Raw genomic sequence first — 20,946 nt, 5'->3', positions numbered from 1 at the left:
GAAGGACACGCATCATGGGAAAAGTCACCGGCTTCATGGAATACGAGCGTCTGGAAGAGGGCTACAAGCCCGTGCCCGAGCGCCTGAAGCACTACAAGGAATTCGTCGTTGCGCTGGATGACCAGCAGTCCAAGGTGCAGGCCGCGCGCTGCATGGACTGCGGCACGCCGTTCTGCAACAGCGGCTGCCCGGTCAACAACATCATTCCGGACTTCAACGACCTCGTGTACCAGGGCGACTGGAAGAACGCGATCACCGTGCTGCACAGCACCAACAACTTCCCCGAGTTCACCGGCCGCATCTGCCCCGCACCGTGCGAGGCCGCCTGCACGCTCAACGTGAACGACGATCCCGTGGGCATCAAGTCGATCGAGCACGCCATCATCGACCGCGCCTGGGCCGAAGGCTGGGTGCAGCCGCAACCGCCGCGCCACAAGACCGGCAAGAAGGTGGCCGTGGTCGGTTCCGGCCCGGCCGGTATGGCCGCTGCCCAGCAGCTCGCGCGCGCCGGCCACGACGTGACCCTGTTCGAGAAGAACGACCGCGTGGGTGGCCTGCTGCGCTACGGCATTCCCGACTTCAAGATGGAGAAGACCCACATCGACCGCCGCGTCGCGCAGATGGAGGCCGAAGGCGTGGTGTTCCGCACCGGCGTCATGGTCGGCACCCTGCCCAAGGACACCAAGGTGACCAACTGGGCGCAGGAGACGATCACGCCCGAGCAGCTGCAGAAGGACTTCGATGCCGTGCTGCTCACGGGCGGTTCCGAACAGAGCCGTGACCTGCCGGTCCCCGGCCGCGACCTCGATGGCGTGCACTTCGCCATGGAATTCCTGCCGCAGCAAAACAAGGTCAACGCGGGTGACAAGCTCAAGGGCCAGTTGCGCGCCGACGGCAAACACGTGATCGTGATCGGTGGTGGCGACACCGGGTCCGACTGCGTGGGCACCAGCACGCGCCACGGCGCCGTGAGCGTGACCCAGTTCGAGGTGATGCCCCAGCCGCCCGAGCAGGAAGACAAGCCCCTGGTGTGGCCTTACTGGCCGCTCAAGCTGCGCACCAGCTCCAGCCACGACGAAAGTGCCGAGAAGGGCATCCTCCAGCGCGAGTTCGCCATTTCCACCAAGGCCTTCAAGGGCGAAAAGGGCAAGGTCACCGGCCTGACCACCGTGCACGTCGAAATGAAAGACGGCAAGCTGGTCGAGATTCCCGGCACTGAAAAAGAGTACAAGGCCGACCTGGTGCTGCTGGCCATGGGCTTTGTGAACCCGGTGGCCAGCATCCTGGACGGCTTCGGCGTGGACAAAGACGCCCGTGGCAACGCCAAGGCCAGCACCGAGTTCACCGGCGGCTACGCCACCAACGTGCCCAAGGTGTTTGCCGCCGGCGACATGCGCCGTGGTCAGAGCCTGGTGGTCTGGGCGATCCGCGAGGGCCGCCAGGCCGCACGCTCGGTCGACGAATTCCTGATGGGTTTTTCTGATCTGCCGCGCTGAAAACAAACGAAACAAAGCGAGCCTCGGGGTTTACCCCAAATCCCGTATCATTCAAAAGGCCGGGCATCGATTGCCCGGTTTTTGTTTGATGCCCACCGACAACGCACCTCCTCTGGTCGAACTGCGCAACCTCACCTTCGGGTACGGGGAGCGCGCCATCCTCGACAACATCACGCTGACCGTGCCCCGCGGCAAGGTCACGGCGCTCATGGGTGCGTCCGGCGGCGGCAAAACCACGGTGTTGCGCCTCATTGGCGGGCAGCTCCGTGCGCAAAAAGGGCAGACGCTCTTTGATGGACAGGACATCACGGTGATGCGGGCCGAAGCCCTGTACGCCGCGCGCCGGCGCATGGGCATGCTGTTCCAGTTCGGCGCACTGTTCACCGACATGAGCGTGTTCGACAACGTCGCCTTTCCACTGCACGAACACACGAAGCTGCCCGAAGCACTGGTGCGCGACATCGTGCTCATGAAGCTCAACGCGGTGGGTCTGCGCGGTGCGCGCGACCTGATGCCGAGCGAACTGTCCGGCGGCATGGCTCGCCGCGTGGCGCTGGCCCGGGCCATCGCGCTCGACCCCGAGCTCGTGATGTACGACGAGCCCTTCGCCGGTCTGGACCCGATTTCGCTGGGCACCGCCGCCCGGCTCATCCGCCAGCTCAACGATGCCATGGGCCTGACCAGCATCGTGGTCTCGCACGATCTGGATGAGACCTTCCACATCGCCGACCAGGTGATCGTGCTGGCCAACGGGAAGATTGCCGCCCAGGGCACCCCTGAGGAAGTGCGCCACAGCGAGGACCCGCTGGTCAAACAGTTCGTCAACGCCTTGCCCGACGGCCCGGTGCGCTTTCACCACCCCGGCCCCAGCCTCGAAGACGACTTCGGCAACGGCCACAAGGAGGCGGCATGACCGTGGCGTGGATCGCCCGCCTGGGCTTCGCGGTGCGCCACCAGATCACCGACATCGGCACATCCACGCGCCTGCTCGCCCGACTGCTGCTGCTGCTGGGCGCGGCCCTGCGCCGCCCGGCGCTGCTGCGCGACCAGATCCACTTTCTGGGCAACCACTCGCTGGCCCTGATCGGTGTCTCGGGCCTGTTTGTCGGCTTCGTGCTTGGCCTGCAGGGCTACTACACGCTGCGCATCTACGGTGCCACCGAAGCGCTGGGCCTGCTGGTCACGCTCTCGCTGGTGCGTGAACTCGGGCCTGTGATCACCGCGTTGCTGTTTGCCGGACGCGCCGGCACCTCGCTCACCGCCGAGATCGGCCTCATGAAAGCCGGCGAACAGCTCAGTGCCATGGAAATGATGGCGGTGGACCCGGTGCGCCGCGTGCTCGCCCCGCGCTTCTGGGCCGGTGTGATCGTCATGCCCTTGTTGGCCGGCATCTTCAGCGCGGTTGGCGTCGTCGGCGGCTGGGTGGTGGGCGTGCTCATGCTGGGTCTGGACGGTGGCGCCTTCTGGAGCCAGATGCAGGGCGGGGTGGACGTGTGGGCCGATGTGGGCAACGGCGTCATCAAGAGCGTGGTGTTCGGTTTTGCCGTGACCTTCGTGGCCTTGCTCCAGGGCTTCAGCGCCCACCCCACGCCCGAGGGCGTGTCGCGCGCGACCACCCGCACCGTGGTGGTGGCCTCGCTGGCCGTGCTGGCGCTCGATTTCATCCTCACCGCCACGATGTTCAGCATCTGAGCGTCATCCGGAGACCAACATGCAAACTTCCAAAAACGACATCTGGGTCGGCCTGTTCGTGCTGATCGGCGCAGTGGCCATCCTGTTCCTGGCCCTGCAGTCGGCCAACCTGCTGAGCCTGAACTTCGAGAAGACCTACCAGGTGGTGGGCCGCTTCGACAACGCCGGCGGCGTCAAGCCCAAGGCCGCAGTGCGCAGCGCGGGTGTGGTGGTCGGGCGGGTTGAGTCGATCACGTTCGACGACACCACTTTCCAGGCCCACATCACCCTGGCACTCGAATCCAGATACAAGTTTCCCAAGGACAGCTCGCTGAAGATCCTCACGAACGGGCTGCTGGGCGAGCAGTACATCGGCATCGAGCCCGGTGGTGATACCGAGAACATCGCCGCGGGCGCCGTGATCACGCAGACGCAGTCGGCGGTGATCCTGGAGAACCTGATCAGCCAGTTTCTCTTCAACAGCGCGGCCAACAGCGGCGACGCCAAGCCCGCCGAGTAAGCCCAGCAGGGCTTTTGGCGGCGCTTGCGGACAAGACGCCGCAACCTGACAAGAATGCAGCCTGCTGAAGCAACAACGACGCAACAACGATTCGGGCGCAGCGCCCAGGGGGTTCCATGATGAAAAACAAACTCAAGCACACCGGCCGGTCCCCGGCTCTGCTGGCCAGCGCCCTGGCCCTGGCGGTGCTCACCGGTTGTGCCACGGGCCCCGATGCCAACCCGCAAGATCCGCTGGAGCCGTTCAACCGCGGTGTGTACCGCTTCAACGACGCCGTGGACACGGCGGTGCTCAAACCGGTGGCCACGGTCTACAAAGACGTCACCCCCAGCCCGGTGCAGACGGGCGTGAACAACTTCTTCAACAACCTGGGCGACCTGTGGTCGGCGGCCAATGCGGGTCTGCAACTGCGCCCGCGCGAAGCCACCGAAAACCTCATGCGCTTCAGCGTGAACAGCGTGTTCGGCCTGGCCGGCGTGCTGGACATCGCGACCGAAATGGGCATTCCCCGCACCCGTCTGGACTTTGGTCAGACCCTGGGCCGCTGGGGTGCGCCTTCCGGCGCCTACCTCGTGCTGCCGATCTTCGGACCTTCGTCCGTGCGTGACGGCACCGGCCTGGTGGTCGACATGAGCGTGGATCCGGTCTCCGGCATGAACGACGTGTCGGCGCGCAATTCGCTCACCGCGCTGCGCGTGGTCGACACCCGCGCAGGCCTGCTGCGCGCCAGTTCGCTGCTGGAAGAGGCCGCACTCGACAAATACAGCTTCACACGCGATCTCTACCTCAACCGCCGCCAAAGTCAGATCGATGACATGATTGACAAGGGTATCGGCCTGGATGATGGGGAGTGAGGGCGAGTGAGGCGCCGATACGTCTCGCAACGAATGCAGTGGAACTGCTTCATATTTCTGCCCCTCTGATGCACTACGCTGCATTTTCTGCAGTCGGGCCCTTGGCCTCCAAAGGAAAACAACCATGATGAAACGCCGCTCCTGGCTCTCCGCCCTCGTGATCACCGCCGCTGGTGTGATGTCTCTGCCCGCTCTGGCGCAGGAAGAGGCACCCGATGCCTTGGTCAAGCGCATTTCCAGCGACGTGCTGGCCTCGGTGAAGGCCGATCCCGCCATCCAGGCTGGCGATGTGAACCGCATCGTGGCGCTGGTGGATTCCAAGATCCTGCCCAGCGTGAACTTCACGCGCATGACGTCCTCGGCGGTCGGTCGCTTCTGGCGCCAGGCCACACCCGAGCAGCAAAAGCAGCTGCAGGACGAGTTCAAGATCCTGCTCGTGCGAACCTACTCGGGTGCGCTCGGTGAGGTGAAAGACCAGACCGTGACCTTCAAGCCCATGCGCTCCAAGCCCGAAGACACCGAGGTGGTGGTGCGCTCCGAAGTGCGTGGCAAGGGCGATCCGATCCAGCTCGACTACCGCATGGAAAAAACGGCCACCGGCTGGAAGATCTATGACATCAACGTGCTTGGTGTCTGGCTGGTGGAAACCTACCGCACCCAGTTCGCGCAGGAAATCAACGCCAAGGGCATCGATGGCCTGATCGCGTCGCTGGTCCAGCGCAACAAGTCCAACGTCGCCAAGACCAGCTGATCCGTGACGTCTGCCCTGTCCATGGTCGCTGACCCTGTGGCCTTTGCGGCGGCTCTGCCGGCAGAGGTCACGCTGGCCGACGCCGGCAAGACCCTGGTGGAGCTCCAGCACGCGCTGTCCCAGCAGGTCGGCCCGGTGGTGATGCTCGATGCGGCTTCGCTGCGCGTGTTTGACTCATCGGCCGTGGCCGTGCTGCTCGAGCTGCGCCGCCAGCTGCGGGCGCAGGGCAAGACGCTGCAGGTGAGCAACTGGCCGCGGCGGCTGGAAAGCCTCATGGGCCTGTATGGCGTGAGCGAGTTGCTCGCGCCCTGAGCGCTTTGGGAGCGCCACTGGCGCTGGGCCTGGCCCCGTGTCCCGTGCGGACACCCCACCGGGCCTAAAATACGCGGTTCCCCAACCGCCGCCCGATGCCTTGTGCGCGGCCCATGACCTCCGTGGTTTCCTCGCGCATGCCCGCCGTTTCCTTCCAAGACGTCTCCAAAAGCTACCCGTCCTCGCGCGGCACCGTGCAGGCACTGCAGTCGGTGTCGTTCGATATCGAGGCCGGTGAATTTTTCGGCCTGCTCGGCCCCAACGGCGCCGGCAAGACCACGTTGATCAGCATCCTGGCCGGTCTTGCCCGTGCCTCGTCGGGCCGCGTGCTGGTGCACGGCAGCGACGTGCAGACCGATTACCAGGCCGCGCGCCGCCAACTCGGCGTGGTGCCGCAAGAACTGGTGTTCGACCCCTTTTTCAACGTGCGCGAGGCCTTGCGCATCCAGTCGGGCTACTTCGGCATCCAGCGCAATGACGCCTGGATCGACGAGCTGCTCGAAGGCCTGGGCCTCACCGACAAGGCCAACGCCAACATGCGCCAGCTTTCGGGCGGCATGAAGCGCCGGGTGCTGATCGCGCAGGCGCTGGTGCACAAGCCGCCGGTGATCGTGCTCGACGAACCCACCGCCGGTGTGGACGTGGAGCTGCGCCAGACCTTGTGGCAGTTCATCTCCGATCTCAACAAGCGCCTGGGCAGCACGGTGCTGTTGACCACGCATTACCTCGAAGAAGCCGAGGCGCTGTGCGGGCGCATCGCCATGCTCAAGCAGGGCAGGGTGGTGGCGCTCGAATCCACTTCGGCCTTGCTGTCGCGCGCCGCATCCAACGTGTTGCGTTTCAAGACCGACGCGGCCTTGCCCATCGATCTGGCCGTTCAGGCTCGCATCACCGGCCGTGTGGTGCAGCTGCCGGCCAACGACGCGCTGGCGGTCGAGCGCATCCTGGCCCGCTTGCGCGAGGCGGGGGTGGCGCCCGAGGACATCGAGATCCGCAAGGCCGATCTGGAAGATGTGTTCCTCGACCTCACGGGCGCACAGCCTCGGGCAACGAACCCTGTCGAGGTGCCAGCATGACCGGGTGGCAGACGCTCTTCTACAAGGAAGTGCTGCGTTTCTGGAAGGTGGGCTTCCAGACCGTGGCCGCGCCGGTGATCACCGCCATCCTGTACCTGATGATCTTCGGCCACGTGCTCGAAGACCGGGTGCAGGTGTACGACTCGGTGAGCTACACCGCTTTCCTGCTGCCCGGGCTGGTGATGATGAGCGTGCTGCAGAACGCGTTCGCCAACAGCTCGTCGTCGCTGGTGCAGAGCAAGATCATGGGCAACCTGGTGTTCCTGCTGCTCACGCCGCTGTCGCACCGCGCCTGGTTCGTGGCCTACGTGGGTTCGTCCATCGTGCGTGGCCTGGCCGTGGGCACCGGCGTGATGGTGGTGACCTGGTGGTTCGCGCAGCCTTCGCTCGTGGCGCCGCTGTGGATCCTGGCGTTCGGCTTCATGGGCGCGGCCTTGTTGGGCGCGCTCGGTTTGATTGCCGGCCTGTGGGCCGAGAAGTTCGACCAGATGGCCGCGTTCCAGAACTTCATCATCGTGCCCATGACCTTCCTCTCGGGCGTGTTCTACTCGATCCACTCCCTGCCGGCGTTCTGGCAACAGGTGAGTCACCTCAACCCGTTTTTCTACATGATCGACGGCTTTCGCTATGGCTTCTTCGGCAAAAGCGACGTGTCCCCCTGGATCAGCCTGACGTTGGTGGGTGGGGCGCTCGCCATCGTGAGCGCGATCGCGCTGCACCTGCTCAAGACCGGCTACAAAATTCGCCACTGACATGACCGCTGAACAACTGCAATCGCTCATCGCCGCCGGCCTGCCGTGCGAACACCTCGAAGTCACCGGTGACGGCCGCCACTGGGCGGCGGTGATCGTCTCGCCCGCCTTTGAAGGCCTGCGCCTGATCAAACGCCACCAGGCCGTCTACGGCACGCTGGGTGGACGCATCCAGACCGACGAGGTGCACGCCTTGTCGATGAAGACCTACACCCCCGCCGAATGGGCGGCCCAACCCTGAACCGATCGCCAGGCATGGACAAACTCCGAATCACGGGTGGGCGCACGCTGCAAGGCGAAGTCACCATCTCCGGCGCCAAGAACGCCGCCTTGCCCGAGCTGTGCGCCTCCCTGCTCACCGCCGACCCGGTCACGCTGAACAACGTGCCGCGCCTGCGCGACGTGGCCACCATGCGCCAGCTGCTCGACAACATGGGCGTGCAGACGCAGACGCACGGCGAGCGTGGCGGCATCACGCTGCAAGCGGCCGATCCGATCCTGGCCGAAGCGCCGTACGAGCTGGTCAAGACCATGCGCGCCTCGGTGCTGGTGCTCGGGCCGCTGCTGGCGCGTTTTGGCCATGCCCGCGTGTCGCTGCCGGGTGGTTGCGCCATCGGCTCGCGTCCGGTGGATCAGCACATCAAGGGCATGCAGGCCATGGGCGCCGAGATCGTGGTCGAACACGGCTACATGGTCGCGAAACTGCCCGCCGGCAAGACGCGGCTGCACGGCGCTCGCATCGCCACCGACATGGTCACCGTCACCGGCACCGAGAACTTCCTCATGGCCGCGGCGCTGGCCGAGGGCGAGACCCTGCTGGAAAACGCGGCGCAGGAGCCCGAGATCGGCGACCTGGCCGAGATGCTGATCGCCATGGGCGCCAAGATCGAGGGCCACGGCACCAGCCGCATCCACATCCAGGGCGTGGACCGCCTGCACGGCTGCACCCACCAGGTGGTGGCCGACCGCATCGAGACCGGCACCTTCCTGTGCGCCGTGGCCGCCACGGGGGGAGACGTGGTGCTGCGCCACGGCCGCGCCGACCACCTCGACGCCGTGATCGACAAACTGCACGAAGCTGGCGCCGAGATCGAAGCCGGCAAGGACGCCGGTGGTGATTTCATCCGCGTGCGCGCGGCGGGCCGCCTGAAGGCCCAGAGCTTCCGCACCACCGAGTACCCGGGCTTTCCCACCGACATGCAGGCCCAGTTCATGGTGCTCAACTGCATTGCCGACGGCACCAGCAAGGTGACCGAGACCATCTTTGAGAACCGCTTCATGCACGTCAACGAGCTGGTGCGACTGGGTGCGCACATCCAGGTCGACGGCAAGATCGCCGTGGTCGAGGGCATTTCGCGGCTGTCGGGTGCCACCGTCATGGCGACCGACCTGCGGGCCTCGGCCAGCCTGGTGATCGCAGGGCTCGTGGCCGAGGGTGACACCATCGTTGACCGCATCTACCACCTGGACCGTGGGTACGACCAGATGGAAGAGAAACTGCGCGGCATCGGCGCCGACATAGAACGCATCAAATGATCACGCTAGCTCTCTCCAAAGGCCGCATCTTCGACGAGACCCTGCCGCTGCTCAAGGCCGCCGGCATCGAGGTGCTGGAAGATCCCGAAAAGTCGCGCAAGCTGATCCTGGCCACCAGCAACCCGCAGGTGCGTGTGGTGCTGGTGCGTGCCAGCGATGTGCCGACCTACGTGGAACACGGTGGTGCCGATCTGGGCGTGACCGGCAAGGACACGCTGATCGAACACGGTGGCCAGGGCCTCTACCAGCCGCTGGACCTGAACATCTCGCGCTGCCGCGTCAGCGTGGCCGTGCGCGCCGACTTCGACTACGCCTCGGCCGTGCGCCAGGGCTCGCGACTGAAGGTGGCCACCAAGTACACGCACATCGCGCGCGAGTTCTTCGCCAGCAAGGGCGTGCACGTGGACCTGATCAAGCTCTACGGCAGCATGGAGCTGGCACCGCTGACCGGTCTGGCCGACGCCATCGTCGACCTGGTGTCCACCGGCAACACGCTCAAGGCCAACCACCTGGTCGAGGTCGAACGCATCATGGACATCAGCGCACGCCTTGTGGTCAACCAGGCCTCGCTGAAGCTCAAGCAAGCCGCCATCCGTCCCATCATCAACGCCTTTGCGCAAGCCATCGAACAAGGCACGCCCGCATGACCTTCACCGCCCGTCCCGCCCGCCTGTCCACCACCGCCGCCGATTTCGAGGCGCAGTTCGCGGCCCGGCTGCATTGGTCGGCCGAGACCGACGGTGCGATCGAGGAGCGTGTGGCCGGCATCCTGAACGACGTGAAGACGCGCGGTGATGCTGCGGTGCTGGAATACACCGCCCGTTTTGATGGCCTCGATGTGGCAAGTCTGGGCCAGCTGGAACTCACACAGACCGAGTTGAAGGCCGCCTTCGACGGTTTGCCCGACGCACAGCGCGATGCCCTGCAGGCCGCGGCCCGCCGGGTGCGCAGCTACCACGAGGCCCAGAAAAAGGCGGGCGGCGAGAGTTGGAGCTACCGCGACGAAGACGGCACGTTGCTGGGCCAGAAGGTCACGCCGCTGGACCGCGTGGGCATCTACGTGCCCGGCGGCAAGGCAGCGTACCCGTCGAGCGTGTTGATGAACGCGATTCCCGCCCATGTGGCCGGCGTGGCCGAGATCATCATGGTGGTGCCCACGCCCCGCGGCGAGAAGAACCCATTGGTGCTCGCCGCCGCCTATGTGGCCGGCGTCTCGCGCGCCTTCACCATCGGGGGCGCGCAGGCCGTGGCGGCGCTGGCCTACGGCACGGCCACCGTGCCCAAGGTCGACAAGATCACCGGCCCGGGCAACGCCTATGTGGCCAGCGCCAAGAAGCGCGTGTTCGGCACCGTGGGCATCGACATGATCGCCGGCCCGAGCGAAATCCTCGTGCTGGCCGACGGCAGCACGCCCGCCGACTGGGTGGCGATGGACCTGTTCAGCCAGGCCGAGCACGACGAGTTGGCGCAGAGCATCCTGCTGTGCCCCGACGCCGCTTACATCGACGCGGTGCAGGCCGCCATCGACCGCCTGCTGCCCACCATGCCGCGCGCGGCCATCATCGCCAAGAGCTTGAGCGACCGCGGCGCGCTGATCCACACACGGAGCATGGAAGAGGCCTGCGCGATCAGCAACCGCATCGCGCCCGAGCACCTGGAGGTGTCGAGCAGCGAGCCGCACCGCTGGGAGCCGCTGCTCAAACACGCGGGCGCCATCTTCCTGGGCGCCTACACCAGCGAGAGCCTGGGCGACTATTGCGCCGGCCCCAACCACGTGTTGCCCACCAGCGGCACCGCGCGCTTCAGCTCGCCATTGGGCGTGTACGACTTCCAGAAGCGCAGCAGCCTCATCGAGGTGAGCCAGGCCGGCGCCCAGAGCCTGGGTCTGATTGCCGCCGAGATGGCGTACGGCGAAGGGCTGCAGGCGCACGCGCGTGCGGCCGAGATGCGGCTCAACGAAGTGCCACCGATGCGGAGTACCCCATGAGCATGAACCCTCTGAACATGATCCGCCAGGACGTGCAGTCCATGCACGCCTACGCCGTGCAGGACGCCACCGGCATGGTCAAGCTCGATGCGATGGAAAATCCGTATGCGCTGCCGCCCGAGCTGCAGGCCGCGCTCGGTGCGCGCCTGGGCGCTGTGGCGGTGAACCGCTACCCCGGTCCGCGCGTGGAAGACCTCAAGGCCGCGCTGGCACGCTACGTGGACCTGCCCGCCGGCTGCAGCCTGATGCTGGGCAACGGTTCGGACGAACTCATCTCGCTGCTGACCCTGGCCTGCGACCTGCCGGGTGCCACCGTGCTGGCACCGCTGCCCGGCTTCGTCATGTACGCCATGAGCGCGCAGCTGCAAGGACTGAAATTTGTGGGTGTGCCGCTCACGGTCGACTTCGAGCTGGACGAGGCGGCCATGGTGGCGGCCATGCGTGAGCACAAGCCCGCCATCACCCACATCGCTTACCCCAACAACCCCACGGCCAATCTGTGGAGCGCGGACACCATCCGCCGCCTCATCGATGAGGCGGCCAGCTTCGGCGGCTTGGTGGTGATGGACGAGGCTTATCAGCCGTTCTCCAGCCGCAGCTGGCTCGACGAGATTCGCGCCCATCCGGCGGCCAACGCCAATGTGCTGCTCATGCGCACGCTCTCCAAGTTTGGCCTCGCCGGCGTGCGTCTGGGCTACCTGCTCGGGCCGCAGGCGTTGGTGCAGGAAGTCGACAAGCTGCGCCCGCCCTACAACGTGAGCGTGCTCAATGCCGAATGCGCGCTGTTCGCGCTGGAACACACCGAGGTGTTTGCGCAGCAGGCCGCGCAGATCTGCGAACAACGCACCGTGTTGATCGACGCCCTGCGCCGGATGCCGGGCTTTGAGCCCTTCCCGAGCGACGCCAACATGGTGTTGGTGCGTGTGCCCGATGCGCAACGTTGTTTTGACAGCCTCAAGACCCAGGGCATTCTGGTGAAGAATGTTTCTAAAATGCACCCACTGCTGACCAACTGTCTGCGGCTGACGGTGGGCACACCGTCTGAGAATGCCTCGCTGATCCGCGCCCTCCAAACCACTCCATGACCTCCACGCCTTCCGCATCCGTCCCCGCAGGAACCCATGACCGCGTGGCATTCGTGCAGCGCAACACCTCGGAAACGCAGATCGGCGTGCGTGTGAACCTCGACGGCACCGGTGCCGCCACGCTGGCCACCGGCATCGGTTTCTTTGACCACATGCTCGACCAGATCGCCCGCCACGGGCTGATCGACCTCGAGATCCAGGCCGTGGGCGACCTGCACATCGACGGCCACCATACGGTGGAAGACGTGGGCATCACGCTGGGCCAGGCCTTTGCGCAGGCCGTGGGCGACAAAAAAGGCATCCGCCGCTACGGCCACGCCTATGTGCCACTGGACGAAGCGCTCTCGCGCGTCGTCATCGATTTTTCGGGCCGCCCGGGCCTGCACATGCGCGTGCCGTTCAAGAGCGGCATGGTCGGCGGTTTCGACACCCAGCTCGCCTTCGAGTTCTTCCAGGGTTTTGTGAACCACGCCGGCGTCACCCTGCACATCGACAACCTGCACGGCGAAAACGCCCACCACCAGGCCGAAACCGTGTTCAAGGCATTTGCCCGCGCCGTGCGCATGGCGCTGGAGCGCGACCCGCGCATGGGCGACGTGATTCCCTCGACCAAAGGTTCGCTGTAACCCCTTCCTGGCCATGAAACGCAAGACAGTCGCCGTGGTGGACTACGGCAGCGGCAACCTGCGCTCCGTGTCGCAGGCCGTGCAACACGTGGCACGCTCGGCAGATGTGGAGGTGCTGGTCACCTCGCGTGCGCAGGATGTGCTGGACGCCGACCGCGTGGTGCTGCCCGGCCAGGGTCACATGGCCGACTGCATGAACGAGCTGGCCGCTTCCGGATTGAAAGAAGCCGTGCTGCATGCCGCTGCCAACAAGCCGCTGTTCGGCGTGTGCGTGGGCATGCAGATGCTGCTGGACCGCAGCGAAGAAGGCCCGACCGACGGGCTGGGCCTGATTCCCGGCGAGGTCGTTCGTTTTCGGCTTGAAGGACGTCTGCAGGCCGATGGCAGCCGCTTCAAGGTGCCCCAGATGGGCTGGAACCCGGTGTTCCACGACCTGGGCCGCCCCGTGCACCCGCTGTGGGCCGGTATCCGGGATGGCTCCTATTTTTATTTCGTGCACAGCTTTTATGCTCGGCCTGTCCAGGCCTTGCACTGTGTGGGCGAAGCCGACTATGGTGGCCGCTTCGCCGCAGCGATTGCCCGCGACAACATTTTTGCCACCCAGTTTCACCCCGAAAAAAGTGCCGACCAGGGGCTGGCGCTTTACCGCAACTTCCTTTCCTGGAACCCCTAGGCCTTTCACCACACCATCATGCTGCTGATTCCTGCCATTGATCTGAAAGACGGCCAGTGCGTTCGCTTGAAACAAGGCGACATGGACCAATCCACCGTGTTCGGTGAAGACCCGGCGGCCATCGCGCGCAGCTGGGTCGACAAGGGCGCGCGCCGCGTGCACCTGGTGGACCTCAACGGAGCGTTTGCCGGCAAACCGAAGAACGAACAGGCCATCCGCGCCATCCTCAAAGAGGTGGGGTCCGAGGTGGACGTGCAGCTCGGCGGCGGAATCCGAGATCTCGACACCATCGAGCGCTACCTGGATGCCGGCTTGCGCTACGTGATCATCGGCACCGCTGCGGTCAAGAACCCCGGCTTCCTACAGGACGCCTGCACCGCGTTCGGCGGCCACATCATCGTGGGACTGGACGCCAAGGACGGCAAAGTCGCCACCGACGGCTGGAGCAAGCTCACCGGCCACGAGGTGGTCGATCTCGGCAAGAAGTTCGAGGACTACGGTGTCGAAGGCATCATCTACACCGACATCGGCCGCGACGGCATGCTCTCGGGCATCAACATCGAAGCCACGGTGAAGCTGGCGCAGGCGCTGTCCATCCCTGTCATCGCCTCGGGCGGCCTGTCCAACCTCGAAGACATCCGTGCCCTGTGCGCGGTGGAAGACGAGGGCGTCGAAGGCGTGATCTGCGGTCGTTCGATCTACAGCGGCGACCTGGATTTTGAAAGGGCTCAAAACCTTGCAGACGAGTTGAACGGCTGAGCATGCTCGCCAAACGCATCATTCCCTGCCTGGACGTGACCGGTGGCCGCGTGGTCAAGGGCGTCAACTTCGTGGAGCTGCGCGATGCCGGCGACCCGGTGGAAATCGCGGCGCGGTACAACGAGCAGGGCGCCGACGAGCTCACCTTCCTCGACATCACGGCCACCTCCGACGGGCGCGACCTGATCCTGCACATGATCGAAGCGGTGGCCTCGCAGGTCTTCATTCCGCTCACCGTCGGGGGTGGCGTTCGCACCGTGGAAGACGTGCGCCGCCTGCTCAACGCCGGGGCCGACAAGACCAGTTTCAATTCGGCGGCGCTCGCCAACCCGCAGGTGATCCGCGACGCCTCGGCCAAGTACGGTTCGCAATGCATCGTGGTGGCCATCGACGCCAAGCGCCGCCATGGGGACGACCTGGCGCTGCGCGGCGAGGGCTGGGACGTGTACAGCCACGGCGGTCGCAAGAACACCGGCCTGGATGCGGTGGCGTGGGCGCGCCAGATGGCCGAGCACGGCGCCGGCGAGATCCTGCTCACCAGCATGGACCGCGACGGCACGAAATCGGGTTTTGACCTGGCGCTCACGCGCGCCGTGGCCGATGCGGTGGACGTGCCGGTGATCGCCTCGGGCGGCGTGGGCAACCTCGACCACCTGGCTGACGGCGTGCAGCAGGGCGGTGCCGACGCCGTGCTGGCCGCCAGCATCTTCCACTACGGTGAGTTCACCGTGGCGCAGGCCAAGGCCCGCATGGCCGAACGCGGGATCCCGGTCCGGCTCTGACCGGTTTCAGGTCCGGTCGTTGCGCAGCTGGTACTGCCGCTCCAGGCGGTCTTCGAGTTCACCCAGGCTCGCACTGAGACCATTGCCGTTCTGCTCGATCACCTCGGTCATGGCGGCTTGCAGGCGGTCCACCTTCAGGTGCAGCTTCTCGGCCAGATCGATCTCCCGCGCGGCCGTGGCCTGCATCTCGGCTTGCAGGAACGTGCGCAACTCGGTGAAACGGGAGGCCTCGGCCTTGTCGGCCAGCGTGCGTTGCTCCGACGCTTCGCGCGTAACGCGGCGCACTTCCATCATGTGCGTGGTCTGCTGGTAGACCAGCGCGGCCAGAAACACGATCAGCACCACGGCAAGCATCGCCAGGAGCACGAGGCCAAGCGGCGCCTGCACCTCTGTGAAGCCGAAGTTCAAGGCCGTGGGTTGCAGGATCTGGGCGAAGTTGAGTGCCACGAAGCCGGCGACCAGCAGGATGAACAGGATGAGGAGGAGGGTGCGGATTTTCATGGGTTTCCTGTGCGCGTGCTGCGCAGTGGCAAGTGATCGGATCGGGCATCGGTCTCGTCAGAACCGGTCTCATCGTAGCGACTTTGCCCGCGCTGACACATCGGGGCACAAATGCCCATGTTAGATTCGTTGCATGAACTGGTTGGACGAAGTGAAGTGGGATGCGCAGGGCCTCGTGCCCGTGATCGCGCAGGAGGCGGCCACGGGTGATGTGCTCATGTTCGCGTGGATGAACCGCGAGGCGCTGGAGAAAACGGCCGAGTTGGGGCGCGCGGTGTATTTCAGCCGCTCGCGCAACAAGCTGTGGTTCAAGGGCGAAGAGTCGGGCCACGTGCAGACCGTGCACGACATCCGCATGGACTGTGACAACGACGTGGTGCTGCTCAAGGTCACCCAGCTGGGCCACGAGCCCGGTATTGCCTGCCACACGGGTCGTCACAGCTGTTTTTTCCAGCGCCTGGACCGAGATCAGTGGCATGCGGTCGAGCCGGTGCTCAAAGACCCCGAATCCATTTACAAGTGAGCCGCGCATGAACCCCACCGACGACCTGGAGCGTCTGGCCGCCGTGATCGAAAGCCGCAAGCCGGCCAGCGGCGGCAATCCCGAGAAGAGTTATGTCGCCCGGCTGCTGCACAAAGGGCCGGACAGCTTCCTCAAGAAGATCGGCGAAGAAGCCACCGAAGCCGTGATGGCCGCCAAGGACCTGGACCACGGCGGCGACCCGCAAAAGCTGGTGAATGAGGTGGCCGACCTCTGGTTTCATTGCATGATCGCGCTGGCCCACTACCGGCTCGGACCGGCCGATGTGGTGGCCGAGCTGGTGCGCCGCGAAGGCTTGAGCGGCCTGGAAGAAAAAGCCATGCGCAAGGTGCGGGCGCGCGAAGCCGGCACCGAGTCCGATGCCCAATGAGAGGACACCACCATGAGCGACATCATCGACGTTGAACCGGTCGACAGTGAACGCGCCCAGTCCCTCAAGACGATTGGCTGGGTCAGTTACATCCTGCACCTCATCGTGGCGGTGGGCGCGGTGTTGCCCGCCACCCAGCCCGGCGTGGCCTTGCTGATCGTGGCGCTGGTCATCGATCTGGTGAAAAAAGGCGATGCCGAAGGCACCTGGCAGGCCAGCCATTTTTCCTGGCGCATCCGCACCGTGATCTGGGCCGCCGTGCTCTACCTGGTCACGTTGCCGCTGTGGCTGCTCTTTGTGCTGCCGGGCTGGATTGCCTGGGGCGTCATCTCCATCTGGTTCCTCTACCGCATCGTCAAGGGCATGGTGCGCATGAACGCCAACCAGGCCATGCCCGATTGAATACTCTGCGCTGCCGACATGACCGCACACGACCCCAACTGCATCTTCTGCAAGATCATCGCTGGCCAGATTCCGTCGAGGAAGGTGTACGAGGACGAAGACCTCTTTGCCTTCCACGACATCCATCCCTGGGCGCCGGTGCATTTCCTGCTGGTGCCCAAGCTGCACATTGCGTCCATGGCGCAGCTCGGGCCCGAACACGAGCGGCTCATGGGCCGGATGATGGTGCTCGCGCCCAAGCTCGCTACGGAGCAGGGCTGCAACCCGTATCCCGAGGGCGGTTTTCGCATCCTGTGCAACACGGGCAGCGAGGGCGGACAGGAGGTTCACCACCTGCATGTGCATGTGATGGGCGGCCCCAGACCCTGGTTGCGCGGCTGACCTCGCCGCCGTTGGCGCCGCAGCCCGCGGCGACGGTGCTGGAATTGCCTGCCCAACGGGCTTGAACTACTGCACGGGCTTAGAATCCCACCCACAGCGCACTGCGCAACACCTCAATATCTGGAGTAAACCATGGGTTCGTTTTCAATCTGGCATTGGCTCATCGTGCTGCTCATCGTGGTGATGGTGTTCGGTACGAAGAAGCTCAAGAACATCGGCTCTGATCTGGGCGGCGCTGTCAAGGGCTTCAAGGACGGGATCAAGGAAGGCGGACAAAACCCCGCCGACACCGCATCGGCCCCGGCCGGCCAAGTGACCCAGGAAACCCGCGCCGACAAGAACGCCATCGACGTAGAAGCCAAGCAAAAAAGCTGATCTTCCCGAGCGCTGCGGTGACACCACTCGCCGCCTGAGCGTCCACCCCCCAGGCTCGTTCCGAGCCCGAACCGCCCGCAGGATGGCCGACACATGATTGATTTGGGCATTTCCAAACTCGCCCTCATCGGGGCTGTGGCGTTGATCGTCATCGGCCCCGAGAAGTTGCCGCGTGTGGCGCGCACCGTCGGTGCCCTGCTGGGCAAGGCGCAGCGCTATGTGGCCGACGTGAAGTCCGAGGTCAGCCGCTCCATGGAGCTCGAAGAGCTCAAGAAAATGAAGGATTCGGTGACCAGTGCCGCGCGCGACGTGGAGCAGTCGGTGCAGAGCGGCGCCAGCGATTTCGAGAAGTCGTGGTCCGATGCCACCGCCGGGCTCGATGACAGCAACAGTTCGTCCTACAGCTCGAACGACAGCCTCGGTTCACTCGAACCACCGGTGTACAAACACCCCAAAAAGAACTGGCGGCTCAAGCAGAAAGCCATGCCCCAGTGGTTCAAGGCCCGCACCGGGGTGCGTACTCGCACCCAATCCGGCGCGGCCCGCGTGGCCCGCTTTCGGCCCCGCTCCTCTTCCGCCCCCCGCTGATGTCCGACACCGAAAAATCCACCGACGAACTCGCCGGTTCCGAACAACCGTTCGTGCAGCACCTGATGGAGCTGCGGGACAGATTGCTCTACGGTGTCATTGGTCTTGCGATCTGCATGGCCCTGTTGGCGTTCTGGCCCGGCCCCAGCGGATTGATCGACTTGATTGCCGTGCCCATCCGTGCACACATGCCACCGGACGCCAAGCTGATTGCCGTGGGCGTGTTCTCGCCCTTTTTCGTGCCCATCAAGGTGCTGGCCATGGCGGCCCTGCTGCTGTCGCTGCCGTGGTGGATGTACCAGGTGTGGGCCTTCGTGGCGCCGGGCCTCTACAGCCATGAAAAGCGTTTTGCCATCCCGCTGATCGTGCTGGGCAGCTTGCTGGCTTACGTGGGCATCGGTTTTGTCCAGTTCTTCGTGCTGGACAAGATGTTCGGCTTCATCCAGCAGTTCACACCCGCCAGTGTGGCCGCCACGCCCGACATTGCCTCGTACGTGGAGGCCATCCTGTCGCTCTACCTCGCCTTTGGCCTGGCTTTCCAGGTGCCCATCGTGGTGGTGCTGCTGGTGAAGATGAACATGGTGACGGTGGACAAACTCAAGGAGTTCCGCGGCTACTTCATCGTGGTGGCTTTCGTGATTGCAGCGGTGGTCACGCCGCCCGACGTGATCTCGCAACTCGCCCTCGCCGTGCCCATGTGCATCCTGTACGAAATCGGCATCTGGGGCGCGCAGTGGTTCATCAAGGCGGCTGCTCCCACCGAAGCCGAGGCCGCCGAAAAGGAATCCGCTTCCTGAACAGCGGCCTTCATCGCCTCATCGTGCAGACGCCTGGCGCGCAACGTTGCGCCGACCCGGCGTGACCTGCACCTGAAGCTTGCCTTCGCGGCGCGTCACATCCAATGGCGAGGCCGTTCCCGGTTGCAGCGCTGCCACTGCAGACAGCAGTTGGGGCACCGTGCTCACAGGTTTGCCACCCACCGCAGTGATCACGTCACCGGGACGGATGCCGGCTTGTGCGGCCGGGCCGTTCTGCAAGACCCCTGTGATCACCACGCCGGCACCAGGCGCCAGACCAAAGCTTTCTGCCAGTTCGGGTGTGAGGTCTTGAGGCTCCACACCAATCCATCCGCGTGTGACCTGACCGTCTCGCACGATCGCGTCCAGCACGTTGCGCGCGGTGGACGTGGGGATGGCAAAACCAATGCCCATCGATCCACCCGAGCGCGAATAGATGGCCGTGTTGATGCCCATCAGGTGCCCTTTGACGTCCACCAGCGCCCCGCCCGAGTTCCCCGGGTTGATCGCGGCGTCGGTCTGGATGAAGTTCTCGAAGGTGTTGATGCCCAGTTGTGTGCGACCCAACGCACTCACGATGCCGCTGGTCACGGTCTGCCCGACGCCGAACGGGTTGCCGATGGCCAGCACCTGATCGCCGATTTCCAGGGCGTCGGAGTTACCCAGCGTGATCACGGGCAGGTCGGTCAGCTCGATCTTCAGGATGGCAAGGTCGGTTTCCGGGTCGGTGCCGATCACCTTGGCCGCACTCTTGCGACCGTCGTTGAGGATGACCTCGATTTCGTCGGCTTCCTCGATCACGTGGTTGTTGGTCAGCACATAACCCGCCGGGCTCACGATGACGCCCGAACCCAGGCCGGTTTGCGGCTGGCTCTGAGCCTGGTCGCCGAAAAAGAAGCGAAACCAGGGGTCGGCGCTCTGCGCACCACTGACCGCAGCCTTGCTGGTGTTGATGCTCACCACCGCGGGCGAAGCAGCCCGCGCGGCGCTGCGAAAACTGGACGAAGCGTCGACCGCGGCGGGTGCTGTGCCCAGCGAGGGCGCTTCCAGCACCGGCACCACCGAGGCCACGGACGCCGAGCGCCCGAGCCACTGGGGCTGCAGGGTGGCCACCACAAACAGGGCCGCCACCAGCACGGTGACGGTTTGGGCGAACAGGAGCCAGAGTCGTTTCATGGGGGAGCTGGATAAGGGTTGGATACGGCACTCATTGTCCTGCAAATGGGTGCTGGCATGCGGTGTTCAATCCCGCCGGGCATGGCGCAGGTGCGGTGTCAGAATGGACGGCCTTTGTGGCCCACAGCCGAACCGAAAATCCCATGCCCACCGATCGTTCTCCGCCGCCTGCCGTTTCCCGCGAGGCCCTCGCCCATACGCTGGACCAGTTGCTCCAGCCCGCGCTGTTCAAGGACTATGGTCCCAACGGGTTGCAGGTCGAAGGCCGCGCGGAGGTGCGCAAGCTTGTGAGCGGGGTGACCGCCAGCCGTGCCTTGATCGATGCTGCGATTGCCGAAGGCGCCGACGCCATCCTGGTGCACCACGGCCTGTTCTGGCGCGGCCAGGACGGTCGTGTGACAGGCTGGATGAAGCAGCGCCTGTCGCGCCTGCTGGCCCACGACATCAACCTGCTGGCCTACCACCTGCCGCTGGACGCGCACGCCGAGCTGGGCAACAACGCGCAACTCGCACAGCACCTGGGGGTGACGCTCTACACCGATGCGCGCGGACGCTTTGGCGAGCAGTCGCTGGGCTTCATGGGCCACAGGCCGTCGGCGTCGGCAGCCGCATTGGCCGATCACGTGGCCGGGCAATTGGGTCGCGCCGTCACACTGGTGGCCGAACCCGATCGGCCGGTGCGGCACGTTGCCCTGTGCACGGGCGGGGCGCAGGGCTACTTCGAGTCCGCCATTGCCGCCGGTGCCGATGTGTTCATCACCGGCGAGATCTCGGAGCCACAGGCCCACTACGCCCGCGAATGCGGCGTGGCCTATATCGCCTGTGGGCACCATGCGTCCGAGCGCTACGGCGCACCGGCGGTGGGCGCACATGTGGCGTCCCAGCTTGGGTTGGAGCATGTGTTCATCGACATCGACAACCCGGCTTGAACCCCG

28 protein-coding genes are annotated in these 20,946 nt (G+C 65.1%); 26 read left to right on the top strand and 2 right to left on the bottom strand.

The window, feature by feature from the left end; genetic code table 11:
* The first annotated feature begins 14 nt into the window (after positions 1-14).
* From BSY239_RS15285 to hisF, 18 genes are all read left to right on the top strand, one after another.
* Positions 15-1,496, top strand: a complete 1,482-nt coding sequence (locus BSY239_RS15285; protein ID WP_069047545.1) for a glutamate synthase subunit beta — start codon at positions 15-17, stop codon at positions 1,494-1,496.
* Between the two features lie 88 nt (positions 1,497-1,584).
* Complete coding sequence (locus BSY239_RS15280; protein ID WP_069047544.1) at positions 1,585-2,409, top strand: ABC transporter ATP-binding protein; 825 nt, start codon at positions 1,585-1,587, stop codon at positions 2,407-2,409.
* The gene (gene mlaE / locus BSY239_RS15275) at positions 2,406-3,188 is read left to right on the top strand and encodes a lipid asymmetry maintenance ABC transporter permease subunit MlaE (protein WP_442905750.1); all 783 of its coding nucleotides are present in this window, start codon (positions 2,406-2,408) and stop codon (positions 3,186-3,188) included. The genes BSY239_RS15280 and mlaE overlap by 4 nt, the downstream gene beginning before the upstream one ends.
* A 19-nt stretch (positions 3,189-3,207) precedes the next feature.
* Positions 3,208-3,687, top strand: coding sequence for an outer membrane lipid asymmetry maintenance protein MlaD (mlaD, locus tag BSY239_RS15270; protein ID WP_069047543.1), 480 nt, complete (start codon positions 3,208-3,210; stop codon positions 3,685-3,687).
* A gap of 119 nt (positions 3,688-3,806) precedes the next feature.
* The gene (locus BSY239_RS15265) at positions 3,807-4,541 is read left to right on the top strand and encodes an MlaA family lipoprotein (protein WP_069047542.1); all 735 of its coding nucleotides are present in this window, start codon (positions 3,807-3,809) and stop codon (positions 4,539-4,541) included.
* A gap of 127 nt (positions 4,542-4,668) precedes the next feature.
* Positions 4,669-5,292, top strand: coding sequence for an MlaC/ttg2D family ABC transporter substrate-binding protein (locus tag BSY239_RS15260; protein WP_069049013.1), 624 nt, complete (start codon positions 4,669-4,671; stop codon positions 5,290-5,292).
* Between the two features lie 21 nt (positions 5,293-5,313).
* Positions 5,314-5,604, top strand: coding sequence for an STAS domain-containing protein (locus BSY239_RS15255; protein WP_069047541.1), 291 nt, complete (start codon positions 5,314-5,316; stop codon positions 5,602-5,604).
* Positions 5,605-5,741: 137 nt separating this feature from the next.
* Positions 5,742-6,680, top strand: coding sequence for an ABC transporter ATP-binding protein (locus BSY239_RS15250; protein ID WP_069049012.1), 939 nt, complete (start codon positions 5,742-5,744; stop codon positions 6,678-6,680).
* Positions 6,677-7,432 (top strand): ABC transporter permease, encoded by a 756-nt coding sequence (locus tag BSY239_RS15245; protein ID WP_069047540.1) that lies wholly within the window; start codon positions 6,677-6,679, stop codon positions 7,430-7,432. The genes BSY239_RS15250 and BSY239_RS15245 overlap by 4 nt, the downstream gene beginning before the upstream one ends.
* 1 nt (position 7,433) lies before the next feature.
* A complete protein-coding gene (locus tag BSY239_RS15240; RefSeq protein ID WP_069047539.1) occupies positions 7,434-7,673 on the top strand; it encodes a BolA family protein in 240 nt (79 codons plus the stop codon).
* 14 nt (positions 7,674-7,687) lie between these two features.
* Entirely contained in the window at positions 7,688-8,968 is a 1,281-nt protein-coding gene (gene murA / locus BSY239_RS15235) for a UDP-N-acetylglucosamine 1-carboxyvinyltransferase (protein WP_069049011.1), read from the top strand.
* Entirely contained in the window at positions 8,965-9,615 is a 651-nt protein-coding gene (hisG, locus tag BSY239_RS15230; RefSeq protein ID WP_069047538.1) for an ATP phosphoribosyltransferase, read from the top strand. Before murA ends, hisG begins: the two co-directional genes overlap by 4 nt.
* Positions 9,612-10,955 carry a histidinol dehydrogenase gene (hisD, locus tag BSY239_RS15225; protein WP_069047537.1) on the top strand — a complete coding sequence of 448 codons (1,344 nt, stop codon included), beginning with the start codon at positions 9,612-9,614 and terminating at the stop codon, positions 10,953-10,955. Before hisG ends, hisD begins: the two co-directional genes overlap by 4 nt.
* Positions 10,952-12,040 carry a histidinol-phosphate transaminase gene (gene hisC, locus BSY239_RS15220; RefSeq protein WP_069047536.1) on the top strand — a complete coding sequence of 363 codons (1,089 nt, stop codon included), beginning with the start codon at positions 10,952-10,954 and terminating at the stop codon, positions 12,038-12,040. The genes hisD and hisC overlap by 4 nt, the downstream gene beginning before the upstream one ends.
* Positions 12,037-12,666, top strand: a complete 630-nt coding sequence (gene hisB / locus BSY239_RS15215; RefSeq protein WP_069047535.1) for an imidazoleglycerol-phosphate dehydratase HisB — start codon at positions 12,037-12,039, stop codon at positions 12,664-12,666. Before hisC ends, hisB begins: the two co-directional genes overlap by 4 nt.
* 13 nt (positions 12,667-12,679) lie before the next feature.
* Positions 12,680-13,339, top strand: a complete 660-nt coding sequence (hisH, locus tag BSY239_RS15210) for an imidazole glycerol phosphate synthase subunit HisH (RefSeq protein ID WP_069047534.1) — start codon at positions 12,680-12,682, stop codon at positions 13,337-13,339.
* An 18-nt stretch (positions 13,340-13,357) separates the two neighbouring features.
* Positions 13,358-14,098: a 1-(5-phosphoribosyl)-5-[(5-phosphoribosylamino)methylideneamino]imidazole-4-carboxamide isomerase gene (gene hisA / locus BSY239_RS15205; RefSeq protein ID WP_069047533.1), complete on the top strand. Its 741-nt coding sequence runs from the start codon at positions 13,358-13,360 to the stop codon at positions 14,096-14,098.
* A gap of 2 nt (positions 14,099-14,100) precedes the next feature.
* A complete protein-coding gene (gene hisF / locus BSY239_RS15200; RefSeq protein WP_069047532.1) occupies positions 14,101-14,880 on the top strand; it encodes an imidazole glycerol phosphate synthase subunit HisF in 780 nt (259 codons plus the stop codon).
* 6 nt (positions 14,881-14,886) lie between these two features.
* Here the strand turns inward: hisF and BSY239_RS15195 are convergent, their stop codons facing one another.
* On the bottom strand, positions 14,887-15,381 hold the full coding sequence (locus BSY239_RS15195) for a lipopolysaccharide assembly protein LapA domain-containing protein (RefSeq protein WP_069047531.1): 495 nt from the start codon (positions 15,379-15,381) through the stop codon (positions 14,887-14,889).
* A gap of 124 nt (positions 15,382-15,505) precedes the next feature.
* Between BSY239_RS15195 and hisI the strand changes: the two genes are divergently transcribed.
* The 7 genes from hisI to tatC all read left to right on the top strand — a co-directional run bounded on the left by hisI (position 15,506) and on the right by tatC (position 18,835).
* Positions 15,506-15,904 carry a phosphoribosyl-AMP cyclohydrolase gene (gene hisI, locus BSY239_RS15190; RefSeq protein WP_172823167.1) on the top strand — a complete coding sequence of 133 codons (399 nt, stop codon included), beginning with the start codon at positions 15,506-15,508 and terminating at the stop codon, positions 15,902-15,904.
* A 7-nt stretch (positions 15,905-15,911) separates the two neighbouring features.
* Positions 15,912-16,292, top strand: coding sequence for a phosphoribosyl-ATP diphosphatase (locus tag BSY239_RS15185; RefSeq protein WP_069047529.1), 381 nt, complete (start codon positions 15,912-15,914; stop codon positions 16,290-16,292).
* Positions 16,293-16,304: 12 nt separating this feature from the next.
* On the top strand, positions 16,305-16,694 hold the full coding sequence (locus BSY239_RS15180; protein WP_069047528.1) for a DUF4870 family protein: 390 nt from the start codon (positions 16,305-16,307) through the stop codon (positions 16,692-16,694).
* An 18-nt stretch (positions 16,695-16,712) separates the two neighbouring features.
* On the top strand, positions 16,713-17,075 hold the full coding sequence (locus tag BSY239_RS15175) for a histidine triad nucleotide-binding protein (protein WP_069047527.1): 363 nt from the start codon (positions 16,713-16,715) through the stop codon (positions 17,073-17,075).
* Between the two features lie 132 nt (positions 17,076-17,207).
* A complete protein-coding gene (tatA, locus tag BSY239_RS15170) occupies positions 17,208-17,450 on the top strand; it encodes a Sec-independent protein translocase subunit TatA (RefSeq protein ID WP_069047526.1) in 243 nt (80 codons plus the stop codon).
* A 93-nt stretch (positions 17,451-17,543) separates the two neighbouring features.
* Positions 17,544-18,038, top strand: a complete 495-nt coding sequence (locus BSY239_RS15165; protein ID WP_069047525.1) for a Sec-independent protein translocase subunit TatA/TatB — start codon at positions 17,544-17,546, stop codon at positions 18,036-18,038.
* Complete coding sequence (tatC, locus tag BSY239_RS15160) at positions 18,038-18,835, top strand: twin-arginine translocase subunit TatC (RefSeq protein ID WP_069047524.1); 798 nt, start codon at positions 18,038-18,040, stop codon at positions 18,833-18,835. Before BSY239_RS15165 ends, tatC begins: the two co-directional genes overlap by 1 nt.
* 18 nt (positions 18,836-18,853) lie before the next feature.
* Here tatC and BSY239_RS15155 read toward each other — a convergent pair whose 3' ends face one another.
* A complete protein-coding gene (locus BSY239_RS15155) occupies positions 18,854-20,011 on the bottom strand; it encodes a S1C family serine protease (RefSeq protein ID WP_069047523.1) in 1,158 nt (385 codons plus the stop codon).
* Between the two features lie 143 nt (positions 20,012-20,154).
* Between BSY239_RS15155 and BSY239_RS15150 the strand changes: the two genes are divergently transcribed.
* On the top strand, positions 20,155-20,940 hold the full coding sequence (locus tag BSY239_RS15150; protein WP_069049010.1) for a Nif3-like dinuclear metal center hexameric protein: 786 nt from the start codon (positions 20,155-20,157) through the stop codon (positions 20,938-20,940).
* Positions 20,941-20,946 lie beyond the last annotated feature (6 nt).

The organism is Hydrogenophaga sp. RAC07 (genome assembly GCF_001713375.1).
GTDB lineage: Bacteria > Pseudomonadota > Gammaproteobacteria > Burkholderiales > Burkholderiaceae_C > Hydrogenophaga.
Note: the sequence above shows the minus strand (reverse complement) of the source record. Positions and strands in the feature narration are given on the sequence as shown.